Annotated in this window: 9 protein-coding genes and 1 pseudogene; 4 read left to right on the top strand and 6 right to left on the bottom strand. The window is 73.8% G+C overall.

Features of this window, described 5'->3' with window-relative positions:
- Positions 1 to 199: 199 nt before the first annotated feature.
- From ACFV6D_RS37960 to ACFV6D_RS37935, 6 genes and pseudogenes are all read right to left on the bottom strand, one after another.
- Complete coding sequence (locus ACFV6D_RS37960) at positions 200 to 1,585, bottom strand: MFS transporter (protein WP_063350346.1); 1,386 nt, start codon at positions 1,583 to 1,585, stop codon at positions 200 to 202.
- Positions 1,586 to 2,067: 482 nt separating this feature from the next.
- Positions 2,068 to 2,673, bottom strand: a pseudogene (locus tag ACFV6D_RS37955) (ATP-binding cassette domain-containing protein); the annotation flags it as partial.
- A gap of 320 nt (positions 2,674 to 2,993) precedes the next feature.
- The gene (locus tag ACFV6D_RS37950) at positions 2,994 to 3,560 is read right to left on the bottom strand and encodes a hypothetical protein (protein ID WP_380563275.1); all 567 of its coding nucleotides are present in this window, start codon (positions 3,558 to 3,560) and stop codon (positions 2,994 to 2,996) included.
- A gap of 284 nt (positions 3,561 to 3,844) precedes the next feature.
- Entirely contained in the window at positions 3,845 to 4,567 is a 723-nt protein-coding gene (locus ACFV6D_RS37945; RefSeq protein ID WP_380563273.1) for a hypothetical protein, read from the bottom strand.
- A 163-nt stretch (positions 4,568 to 4,730) separates the two neighbouring features.
- Positions 4,731 to 6,134 carry a uracil-xanthine permease family protein gene (locus tag ACFV6D_RS37940; RefSeq protein ID WP_380563271.1) on the bottom strand — a complete coding sequence of 468 codons (1,404 nt, stop codon included), beginning with the start codon at positions 6,132 to 6,134 and terminating at the stop codon, positions 4,731 to 4,733.
- Between the two features lie 130 nt (positions 6,135 to 6,264).
- Positions 6,265 to 7,218, bottom strand: coding sequence for a LuxR C-terminal-related transcriptional regulator (locus ACFV6D_RS37935; protein ID WP_380563269.1), 954 nt, complete (start codon positions 7,216 to 7,218; stop codon positions 6,265 to 6,267).
- A 191-nt stretch (positions 7,219 to 7,409) separates the two neighbouring features.
- Here ACFV6D_RS37935 and ACFV6D_RS37930 point away from each other — a divergent pair, with 191 nt between their 5' ends.
- The 4 genes from ACFV6D_RS37930 to ACFV6D_RS37915 form a co-directional block, all read left to right on the top strand.
- Complete coding sequence (locus ACFV6D_RS37930) at positions 7,410 to 8,120, top strand: G1 family glutamic endopeptidase (protein WP_380429485.1); 711 nt, start codon at positions 7,410 to 7,412, stop codon at positions 8,118 to 8,120.
- Positions 8,121 to 8,271: 151 nt separating this feature from the next.
- The gene (locus tag ACFV6D_RS37925; protein WP_380487945.1) at positions 8,272 to 8,922 is read left to right on the top strand and encodes a TetR family transcriptional regulator; all 651 of its coding nucleotides are present in this window, start codon (positions 8,272 to 8,274) and stop codon (positions 8,920 to 8,922) included.
- Positions 8,923 to 8,966: 44 nt separating this feature from the next.
- Positions 8,967 to 9,734: an SDR family NAD(P)-dependent oxidoreductase gene (locus tag ACFV6D_RS37920; protein WP_063350353.1), complete on the top strand. Its 768-nt coding sequence runs from the start codon at positions 8,967 to 8,969 to the stop codon at positions 9,732 to 9,734.
- A 91-nt stretch (positions 9,735 to 9,825) separates the two neighbouring features.
- On the top strand, positions 9,826 to 10,917 hold a 1,092-nt coding region (locus ACFV6D_RS37915; RefSeq protein ID WP_380563267.1), incomplete at its 3' end, for an NAD(P)-dependent alcohol dehydrogenase.

The raw sequence follows: 10,917 nt of genomic DNA, 5'->3' as shown, positions 1-10,917 counted from the left end.
CCCACCCCAACCCCCCCCCCCCCGCGGGGCCCCACCCCTCCTAACCGCCCTCCCCCCCCGCGGCCGCCTCCCCCTCCGCGGGGCCCCAACCCCCCCCCCGCCCCGCCGCCCGCGGGGCGCCCCCGCCCCGCGCCGCCGGTGCGTCACGCGGTGGCCGTCAGCGCAGCTCAGCGCACCCGCAGCGCAGCTCGGCGCGCCCTCAGCGCGCCGTCTGCGGGACGCGCTGCCCCGGGACGGCCGGCCGGGCGGCCTTGCGGCCGGCGGCCGGGGCGGCGCCCAGGGCGGTGCCCCGGGTCTCCTCGGCCCACAGCACGCACACCAGCAGGCCGACCACGGTGGTGCCGGCCGCGATGAGCATGGTCGGGCCGGTGCCCAGCCCGGACAGCGACAGCGGCAGCAGGTAGGTGCCGACGGCCGCGCCGATCCGGCTCACCGAGGTCGCCACGCCCACCGCCGTCGCCCGGATCTCGGTGGGGAAGAGCTCGTTGGGGTAGGTCCAGTCGAGGACGTTGGGCCCGCCGCACAGGAAGGCGTACGCGCACAGCGCCGTCAGGGCGATGGCCGCCGGAGCGGTGGGCCACACGCCCAGCAGGGCCAGCGGGACGGCCATCAGGGCGAACGACCAGATGATGACGGGGCGTCGGCCGCGGGTGTCGATCAGGCGCAGCGCCGGGAAGCAGCCGAGCAGGAAGACGAGGCTGATCAGCCCGGTGCCCAGGGTCTCCATCACGGTCCCGCCGGGCATGCCGAAGGAGGAGAGGATCTGCGGGCCGAAGGTGAGCATCGCGAACAGCGGGCCGACCTGGCAGAGGAAGAACAGGCCGCAGAACAGGGTGCGGCGCCGGTAGGGCGGGGTCATCAGCAGGCGCAGCCCGCCGGGGCGGCCGCGCTCGGCCGGGTCGGGCATCAGCTCGCGGCCGTCCACCCGTACGCCGAGGTGCTTCTCGACCACGCGCACCGCGTCGCCGACCCGCCCGTGGGCGGCCAGCCAGCGCGGGGACTCCGGCGTACCGCGACGGATCACCAGGAACACCACGCACAGCACCGTGGAACTCGCGAGCATCCACCGCCAACTGCCGGGCCCGGCCAGCTCCAGGAACGCGTAGCCCACCACGTAGGCGAGCACGGAGCCGGCGTACCAGGCGATGATCTGCTGACCGAGCAGCCGCCCGCGCTGCTTGGCGGGCAGCCACTCGGCGAGCAGGGACGTGGCGATGGGGTAGTCGGCGGCCACGGCCATGCCGAGCACGAAGCGCAGCACGGCGATCGCCCACACCGTGTCGACCCAGAAGGAGAGCACCGAGCAGGCGACCATCACGAGCAGGTCGGCGGTGTACATCACCTCCCGGCCGATCCGGTCGGTCAGCACGCCGAAGAGCGCGCCGCCGACGAACATGCCCACCAGCGCGGCGGCGCCGATCAGGCTGACCTCCGCGGTGGACAGGCCGAGCTCGGGTCGCATCCCGATCAGGGCGACGCCGACGATGCTCAGGATGTAGCCGTCGAGCAGCGGCCCACCGGAACAGGCGAGGGCCAGTCTCCGGTGGAAGGCGGTATACGGGGCGTTGTCGATGGTCTGGGACATGTGCTGGGGGTCCTCCGGAGCGTACGGCGGCGGATGGCCCGCTCACCGTGCGCCGGGTAGACGGCAAGAAAAGACGCCGTCCGGCGGACGGCGCCATCACCCGCTCACACCGGGCGACCGTCCACGGTTGCCCGGGTACGAGGGGGCCGCCACCGGGCCGAAGGTCGGCCGGAGTCGCGACCAAGGTCCCGAAGCGGACAGGACCTCGGACCGTGTCGCGACCCCGCCCGCCCAGTCCTGCCGGGCCCTGCCGCCGCCCGGGCGCCCGCCCGCCCGCCGGGCGTGACCCTTCTCACCCGGAGGCCCCCCGAGGGCCCCGATCGTGTGACCGGCGCCACATCCGGCCGTGCCGCCGGCGGGCGCACCGGCCCGCGACCGCCGAACGGCGCGGCCCGGTGCGCACCCCGCGTCCGCTACGCGGGCGCGCCCTCCGCCAGCCCGCCGTCGGCCAGCCGCAGCCACCGCTGCACGCCGATCCCGTGCAGGAACCGCTCGTCGTGGCTGACCACCACGAAGGCCCCCCGGTAGGAGTTCAGGGCGCTCTCCAGCTGGGCCGCGCCCGCCAGGTCGAGGTTGTTGGTGGGCTCGTCCAGCAGCAGCACGTCGGGGCGCCTGAGCAGTTGGGCGGCCAGGCCGAGGGAGACGATCTGGCCGCCGCTGAGGGTGCCCAGGCGCCGGTCCAGCGCCAGGTGGGCCAAGCCGAGGCGCTCCAGCTGGGCGCGGGTGCGTTCCTCGATGTCCCAGTCGTCGCCGATGACGGCGAAGTGCCGCTCGTCGACGTCCCCGGACTCCACGGCGTCGATGGCCCGGACGATCTCGGCGACGCCCAGCACCTCGGCGACGGTGAGGTCGCCGCTCAGGGGGAGGGTCTGCAGGAGGTGGCCGAGGGTGCCGGTGACGGTGACGGATCCGCCGGCGGGCCGCAGCGTCCCGGCGAGGAGCCGGAGCAGCGTGCTCTTGCCGGTGCCGTTGGGCGCGACGAGGCCGGTGCGGCCGGCACCGAGGGTGAAGGACAGGTCCTGGAACACGGGGGTGTCGTCGGGCCAGGAGAAGGACAGGTTCGAGCAGACGACGAGAGCGCCGGACATGGAGGTGGCCTCACAGGGGGGCAGGGCGCGGCGCAGCAGACAGCCGGCGCCCGGGGGCAGACGGATGGGAGGAGGGCGCGACGACGGGGCCACGCCGACGGTGCTTCCACGCACCGGTCGGTGGCCTGCCGGGTCCGGGACTCACCCGGAGATGTCGTCGTCCACCACCACGTCTGGTCTCCTCGGCATACGGACGGTCGAAGTCCGCGCCAGTGTAGCCACCGGCTGCCAGGCACGCACGGCATTTATCCGGCGGCCGCCACCCCTGTGCCACCGGTGATCGTGCTGCGCAGGAAGTCGGTGGGGTCGACTTCCTGCGCTCATGGGCGGGTGGCTTGGGCTGCTTGGGTGGCTTGGGTGCGGCAGTGGGTGAGGGCGCACTTGAGGCGGGGGTCGGGGTTGGTGGTGGTGAGGAGTTCGCCGGCGGTGGTGAGGGTGGTCCAGTAGGCGGTGGGGTCGCCGGTGCGGGGGAGGGGTGGGGTGGTGATGAGGGAGAGGTAGGCGGTGGTGAGGTTGCCGGTGGTGAACCAGCGGTTGAGGCCGTGGTGGTGGCCGGGTCGGATGTCGCCGTGGGCGTTGACGGCGGTGAGGAGGTGGTCGATGACGGTGCGTTGGGTGGGGGTGAGGGTGGCGGGGATGTCGAAGATGCCGAGGGCTTCGAGGAGTTCGCCGGTGTCGGTTTCGGAGTCGGGGCGGGGGTTGGCGAGGAGGGCGTCGTGGCAGTCGTCGAGGCGGCGGATGGTCTCGGTGTGGGGGATGGCGAGGGCGAGGCAGACGGCTTGGGCGGCGGGTCGGGGTTGGTGGCCGAGGCGGGCGAGGAGGGCGTAGGTGGCGGCGGGGGTGGCGCCGCGGGAGAGGGTGTGTTTGGCGAGGTTGGTGAGGTGCATGGGTGGTGCGGCTTTCAGACGGTGGCGGGGGTGACGGGCGACGAAGGTGCGGGGCGGCGGGTTGTGAGCATGGCGGGTGCCTCAAGAAGGATTGTGCGGGGGAGTCCTGGTGGGGAGAAGGGGGATGCCGTCGCCATGCTCCCAGGAGTCCCAGGCGTCTTCGACCGCTTGACCAGCGGTCGGGGCCGCGTCTGCACTCGTCGTCGTCGCCGTCCGCAGCGGCGAGTTCGGCGACGTCTGAAACCGCAGGCCCGGACCGCTCACCGGTCCGGGCCTGCGCGCCGTCACGAGCCGGCGGTGGCCGCCTCCAGCGTGGTGGCCATCACCGGGCTGGTGAAGGTGTTCGTCGCATCCCCCGTGGAGGGGTGGTAGGAGCCCCACTTGAGGTAGTTGCGGTCGCCGTCCCAGGTGGTGCCCTTGAAGGTGTCCGAGCCGGTGGTGAAGGTCTGCTTCACGCCGTCGAACCAGAAGTCGATGGTGCCGTCGGTGCGGCCCAGGCGGATCTTCAGCGCGTACGAGTGCCACGTGTTGTTGGTCGTCTGCGCGGTCCACAGGGAGTGCGCGACGTGGTCGGTGTCCCACTCCTGGAGGCGGACGCGCCCGTTGACGATGTCGATCTCGATCGGGTGGTTGGCCGTGCCGGTGCTCGGCGAGCACTTGAGCTGGAAGACGTACCGGCTGTTGGTGTCCTTGATGTCCACCTTGGACGACCAGCCGAGGTAGAAGGTGTTGCCCTCCTTCAGGTCCGGGCTGAGCGTCTCGCAGCGCTCCTCGCCGGCGGCCTGGAAGGCCCGCCACACGCTGCCCTTGACGGAGTCCTTGACGACGCCGAAGTTGCCGGCCGCGCACTGGACCGCCTTGAACGAGGACGGGCCGGTGCTGGTGCTCGGCGTCCACAGGACCTTGCCCGCGTCGGCGGCGGAGGCCTGGCCGCCGCAGGTGAGCGCGAACGTGGCGAGGGCGGCGGCCGCGGCGGCGGCCTTGCGGCGCTGGGTCAGAAGGGACATGCCTCTCCCGGGGGGATGAGTGGCGCGGGGCGGGGGACGGGTGTACGCGGCGATTCGACCACCGCCCGGCCCGTCCGGCCAGACGGAACGGCCGACGGAAGAGCCTTTTCGGACACTTCCGCCGGCCGCCCTGTCGACCTGAACCCGAACCCGGGCCCGTCCGTTACGGGTTGCGCGGCCCCTCGGAGCCCTCGGAGTCCTCGTCGTAGGAGGAGGTGCCCTCGTCCAGCAGCGGCTCCTGCGTCTTGAGGTGCGCGGGGGCCAGCGCCCGCAGCGTGTGGTAGCCGGTGATGACGACCAGGGTGCCCAGCGCGATGCCGCTGAGGCTGAAGGTGTCGGTGAACTTCAGGGTGACGTTGCCGATGCCGATGATGATGCCCGCGGCGGCCGGCACCAGGTTCAGCGGGTTGCGCAGGTCCACCTTGGACTTGATCCAGATCTGCGCGCCGAGCAGGCCGATCATGCCGTACAGGATGACGGTGATGCCGCCGAGCACCCCGCCGGGGATCGCGGCCACGACGGCGCCGAACTTCGGGCAGACGCCGAACAGCAGCGCGAAGCCGGCCGCGGCCCAGTAGGCGGCGGTGGAGTAGACCCGGGTGGCGGCCATGACGCCGATGTTCTCGGAGTAGGTGGTGTTCGGCGGGCCGCCGAGCGCGGTGGAGAGCATGGAGCCGACGCCGTCGGCGGAGATCGCGACGCCGAGCTTGTCGTCCAGCGTCTGGCCGGTCATCTCGCCCACGGCCTTGACGTGGCCGGCGTTCTCCGCGACGAGCGCGATCACCACGGGCAGGGCGACCAGGATCGCGGACCACTGGAAGGAGGGGCCGTGGAAGTCGGGCAGGCCGATCCAGTCCGCCTTGCCGACGCCCGACAGGTCCAGGCGCCAGTGGTCGGTGAGGTGGCCGCCCGCGTCCACCGAGTGGATCTTGCCGAAGACCCGGTCGAACAGCCAGGAGATCCCGTACCCGAAGAGCAGCCCGAGGAAGATCGCCACGCGCGACCAGAAGCCCCGCAGGCACACCACGGCCAGACCGGTGAACAGCATCACCAGCAGCGCCGTCCACTGGTCCTGCGGCCAGTAGGTCGACGCGGTGACGGGGGCGAGGTTGAAGCCGATCAGCATGACGACCGCGCCGGTCACGATCGGCGGCATCGCCGCGTGGATGATCCGCGCCCCGAACCGCTGGACCGCGAGGCCCACCAGGAACAGTGCCGCGCCCACCACGAACACCGCACCGGTCACGGTCGCGCTGGTGCCGCCCTGCGCCCGGATCACCGCGGCCACGCCCACGAAGGACAGCGAGCAGCCGAGGTAGCTGGGCACCCGGCCGCGGGTGGCCAGCAGGAAGATGATCGTCGAGACGCCGGACATCATGATCGCCAGGTTGGGGTTGAGCCCCATCAGCACGGGCGCCACGAAGCTCGCGCCGAACATGGCCACCACGTGCTGGGCGCCGAGCCCTGCCGTGCGGGGCCAGGAGAGCCGTTCGTCGGGGCGGACGACCGCCCCCGGCGCGGGCGTACGCCCGTCACCGTGCAGCTTCCAGCGCACGCCGAGATCCATGGTGGGGGTTCGCTTTCTCTGTACTTCCGGTGAACTGTCCGCACCATTCTCCCGGTCACCGGGCCTGCCGCGCGCACCCGGCCCGGCCTTGACCTGCGCACTCGCGCGGCCCGGGGGCGGCGCAGCCGGCTCACAGCAGCTCGGCCCGGGCGGCCTGGATGCCCGCCTGGAACCGGGTCCGGGCCCCGAAGCGGTCCATCAGCTCCCGCACCCAGCGCTGCACCGTCCGGGTGGACACCCCCAGCTGGCGGGCGATCGACTCGTCGGTGAGCCCCGCCGCGAGCAGCGGGAGCAGTTGGCGGTGCCGGTCCTCCGGATTCTCCTCCGGCAGGGCGGGCAGCCGCATCGCCTGCGCCCAGTACAGCTCGAACAGTCCGGCGAGCGCGTCCAGCAGGGTGGAGGGCCGGATCAGCAGCACGCTCTGCAGCTCGGTGCCCGCGCTGACCGGCAGCAGCGCCCAGCGGTCGTCCAACAGCGCCAGCTTCAGCGGCAGTTCGGTGTGCACCCGGGCCTGCTCCCCGGCCGTGGCGAAGGAGTGGATCTCCGCCAGGCGCTCCGGATCGCGCAGCACCCGGCTGTGGTACACCACCCTGGTCGTCACCCCCCGTGCCAGCAGGGCCAGTTCGGTCTGCGGATCGCTGCGCCGGATGTACGGGGGCCGGTCCAGGACCCGCAGCCGCTCGCGCACCCCGAACTGGAGGGTGCGCCACAGCTCGGCGACCGATCTGCGCCCGCAGATCACCTCGACCGGCGCGTCGGACCCGGTGCCGTCCCGGCCCTGCCGGTAGGTGCGCATCAGCTCGCCCATCCGGCCCCGGGCGCGCCGCAGTTCGACCTCGCGCCGCAGCAGCAGCTCCTCCACCGCCACGTCGGGCGGCACCGCCGCCCAGGCCCCGGCCGCGCAGGCCTCCACCAGCCCTTGCGTGGCCAGCGAGACCAGTGCCGCGAGCACGATCGAGGCCTGGAGGTTCATCTGGGCGGCCAGCCACTGCGGGTCGGCGGCCTGGACGCCGAGCAGCCGCAGGTAGAGCTGTTCCTCGACCGCGCCGAGGCCGAGTCCGGCGAGCATGCCCGTCCCCGACACTGCGTCCTCCTCGTCCTGCACCGCCAGTGGACGAGCCGACTGTGCGCCACTCGGTGCCCGAAATCAAGGGATTGATCGGTCGACATGTTCCCGCCATGTCGGGTTCCTGCCCACGCGGTTCCCTTCCCGGCCCGCCCGCGGCGCCCGCAAGCTGGGCGGCACCCCCTCAACTCCCAGTGAAGGAGCCCCCCATGGCCCTTTCCCGTACTGGCCGGCTCGTGCTCGCCGCCCTGCTGGCCCTCCCGGCCGCCGCGGCCGCGACCCCCGCGACGGCCGCCCCCGCCACCCACGCCGCCGCGCACGGCTACGGCAGCGCGCACCGCTTCGGCCACGGCGCCCGCTACGACGGCGGAGTCTGGGGCGGCTACGTCGCCCAGGGCAGCGGCTTCCAGAGCGTCTCCGGCTCCTGGACCATGCCTGCCGTGCAGTGCAACACCGCCAACGACCTGTTCGCCCCCTGGGTCGGGATCGACGGCTACGGCTCGCAGACCGTCGAGCAGACCGGCGTCCAGGCCGACTGCTCCAGCGGCTCCCCGGTCTACTCGGCCTGGTACGAGATGTACCCGGCCCCGCCGCAGTACTTCAGCGACCCGGTGGACGCCGGTGACAGCTTCACCGCCTCGGTGGTCAACAGCGGCGGTTCCAGCTACGCCCTGCAGATCACCGACAACACCAAGGGCTGGACCGAGACCACCACCCAGCAGCTCGACGGCCAGAACGTCAGCGCCGAGGCCGTGATCGAGTCCCCGAGCCAGAGCTACCCCTCCTTCAGCCGCCTGGACTTCTCCGGCGTCACGGTCAACGGCCAGGTCTTCGACGGCTACTCCCCGCAGGCCATCGACAGCGGCCCCTACACCGAGACCCCGCTCAGCAACGGCTCCTTCGCGATAGTCCCCGCCTGATCCGGCCGGCCTGACCCGTTCCACTCGACCCGCCTGCGAGCCCGTCTGCGAGCCCGCCCCGGCCCCCGCCTTCCCGTGGGGGTCGGGGCGGGCTCGTGTCCCAGAGGGACTCATGTCCCAATGGGACATTTCCGGGTGTACGGTGGCTCCCGTGACCACCGAGAAGGCCGAGCACACCACCGAGGGACGGCGTGACCGCAAGGCGCGCCGCACCCGCGAGTCACTGGCCGCCGCCGCCCTCCAGCTGGTGCTGGACCGCGGCCTGGCCGCCGTCTCCGTCGAGGACGTCACCGACCGGGCCGACGTCTCCCGCCGCACCTTCAGCCGGTACTTCGCCTCCCGCGAGGACGCCGTGCTGGACTGCCTGCGCGCCGACTTCGGCCGGATCAACGCGGCGCTGGCGGCCCGCCCCGCCGCCGAGACCCCGGTGGCCGCCTACCGCGCGGCGCTGCGGGTCTGGCTGGGCGACGAGCGGGACCCGGCCTGGCACCGGCGCCCCGGTGTGCGGGAGCTGTTCGGCCTGATCGCCGCCGAGCCCTCGCTGACCGCCGCCTACCGGCGGATCTGCGTCGACGAGGAGGAGGCCTCCATCCGGATCGCCGCCGCCCGCCTCGGCCTGGACGCGGAGTACGACCTGCGCCCGGCCGTCGCCGTCGGCCTCGGCGTGGCGGCCCTCCAGGCCGCCTCCCGCGCCTGGGTCCGCCACCCCGTCGGCGCCGACGAGCCGGATCTGCCCGACCTCGTGGAACGGGCCTTCGACCTGCTCGCCGCCGAACCGCCCCCCGACGGCCCGGCGGCCTGAACCACCGCGCCCACCCGGCGCACCCGCACGAAAGGACGTACGCCATGACCGGCACCGACCACCCCCAGGAGTTCACCGGCAAGGCCGCACTGGTCACCGGTGGCGCCTCCGGCATCGGCCTCGCCGTGGCCCGCCGCCTGGCGGCCGGCGGCGCGGCCGTCGCCGTCGCCGACTTCGACCTGGAGGGCGCCCGCAGGGCCGCCGCCGAACTGGAGGCCGCCGGCGCCCGGGCCCTGGCGATCGGGACGGACGTCACCGACCCGGAGTCGGTGCGGGCCGCCGTCCAGGCCGCCGTGGACGGCCTCGGCGCCCTGCACCTGGCCGTCAACAACGCCGGCATCAGCGGCGCGAAGGCCCCCACCGGCGCGTACGAGCCCGAGCAGTGGCGCCGGGTCCTGGCCACCAACCTCGACGGCGTCTTCTACTCGCTGCGCTACGAGATCCCCGCCATCCTGGCGGCCGGCGGCGGCGCCGTCGTCAACATGGCCTCGATCCTGGGCACCAACGGCTTCGCCGGCTCGCCCGCCTACGCGGCCGCCAAGCACGGCGTGGTCGGCCTGACCAAGACCGCCGCCCTGGAGTACGCCGCGCAGGGCGTGCGGATCAACGCCGTCGGTCCGGGCTTCATCGACACCCCGCTGCTGAGCGCGGCCGACGAGGAGGCCCGTCAGGCGCTGGTCGCCCTGCACCCGGCCGGCCGGCTCGGCCGCGCCGAGGAGGTCGCCGAACTGACCGCCTTCCTGCTCTCCGACCGGGCCTCCTTCATCCATGGCAGCTACCACCTGGTCGACGGCGCCTACGCGGCCCGCTGACCGGCCCGCTGCCCAGGCCCGTCCGGTGGCCGGGGCAGCGCAACCGGGGGGACAGTCGAGTCCGGGGGCAGAGAGAGGGAGTCCGAAACCCATGAAGGCAGTCCAGTACCGCAGCGTCGGCGCCGCCCCCGAGGTGGTCACCGTCCCCGATCCGGAGCCCGGCCCCGGCCAGGTCCTGCTCAAGGTCACCGCGGCGGGGGTGTGCCACTCCGACATCGCCGTGATGAGCATGCCCGCCGAGCGGCTGTCCTTCCCCCTGCCGCTCACCCTCGGGCACGAGGGCGTCGGCACCGTGGCCGCGCTCGGCGCGGGCGTGACCGGCCTGGCCGAGGGCGAAGCGGTCGCCGTCTACGGGCCGTGGGGCTGCGGCAACTGCGCCAAGTGCGCGGAGGGCAAGGAGAACTACTGCCTGCGCGCCGCCGAACTGGGCATCCGCCCGCCCGGCCTGGGCGCCCCCGGGGCGATGGCCGAGTACATGGTGGTGGACAGCCCCCGGCACCTGGTGCCGCTCGGCGGCCTCGACCCGGTCCGGGCCGTGCCGCTGACGGACGCCGGCCTGACCCCGTACCACGCCATCAAGCGTTCGCTCGGCAAGCTGACGCCCGGCAGCACTGCCGTGGTGATCGGCACCGGCGGCCTGGGCCACGTCGCGATCCAGCTGCTGCGCGCGATGACTGCGGCCCGGGTGATCGCCCTGGACGTGACGGAGGAGAAGCTCGCGCTGGCCCGCAGCGTCGGCGCGCACGAGACGGTCCGCTCCGACGCCTCCGCGCCCGCCCGGGTGCGCGAACTCACCGGCGGCATCGGCGCCCAGGTGGTGCTGGACTTCGTCGGCGCCCCGCCCACGGCGGCCGCGGCCGGCGCGATGGTGGCGGTGGAGGGCGACGTGACGATCGTCGGCCTCGGCGGCGGCACCCTGGCCGTCGGCTTCGGCGCCCTGCCGTACGAGGTCTCGGTGTCCTCCCCGTACTGGGGCACCCGCGCCGAGCTGATCGAGGTCCTCGACCTGGCCCGGGTCGGCGCGGTGGACGTGCACGTCGAGACCTACGGGATCGACGAGGCGCCGCTCGCCTACGAGCGTCTGCACAGCGGCCGGATCAACGGGCGCGCCGTCATCCTCCCCAACGGCCCAACCGCGCCGGCGGGGCGCCGGGGGGGCCCGGGGCGGGGGCGGGCCCCGCGC

Source organism: Kitasatospora sp. NPDC059812 (assembly GCF_042732075.1).
GTDB lineage: Bacteria > Actinomycetota > Actinomycetes > Streptomycetales > Streptomycetaceae > Kitasatospora.
This window is presented reverse-complemented; position numbering and strand designations above follow the sequence as displayed.

What these genes read in the sequence shown, in the direction of transcription:
- ACFV6D_RS37930 (WP_380429485.1), top strand. Translation starts at nt 7,410, where the DNA reads ATGGCCCTTTCCCGTACTGGCCGGCTCGTGCTCGCCGCCCTGCTGGCC.
- ACFV6D_RS37960 (WP_063350346.1), bottom strand. Translation starts at nt 1,585, where the DNA reads ATGTCCCAGACCATCGACAACGCCCCGTATACCGCCTTCCACCGGAGA.
- ACFV6D_RS37950 (WP_380563275.1), bottom strand. Translation starts at nt 3,560, where the DNA reads ATGCACCTCACCAACCTCGCCAAACACACCCTCTCCCGCGGCGCCACC.
- ACFV6D_RS37940 (WP_380563271.1), bottom strand. Translation starts at nt 6,134, where the DNA reads ATGGATCTCGGCGTGCGCTGGAAGCTGCACGGTGACGGGCGTACGCCC.
- ACFV6D_RS37945 (WP_380563273.1), bottom strand. Translation starts at nt 4,567, where the DNA reads ATGTCCCTTCTGACCCAGCGCCGCAAGGCCGCCGCCGCGGCCGCCGCC.
- ACFV6D_RS37920 (WP_063350353.1), top strand. Translation starts at nt 8,967, where the DNA reads ATGACCGGCACCGACCACCCCCAGGAGTTCACCGGCAAGGCCGCACTG.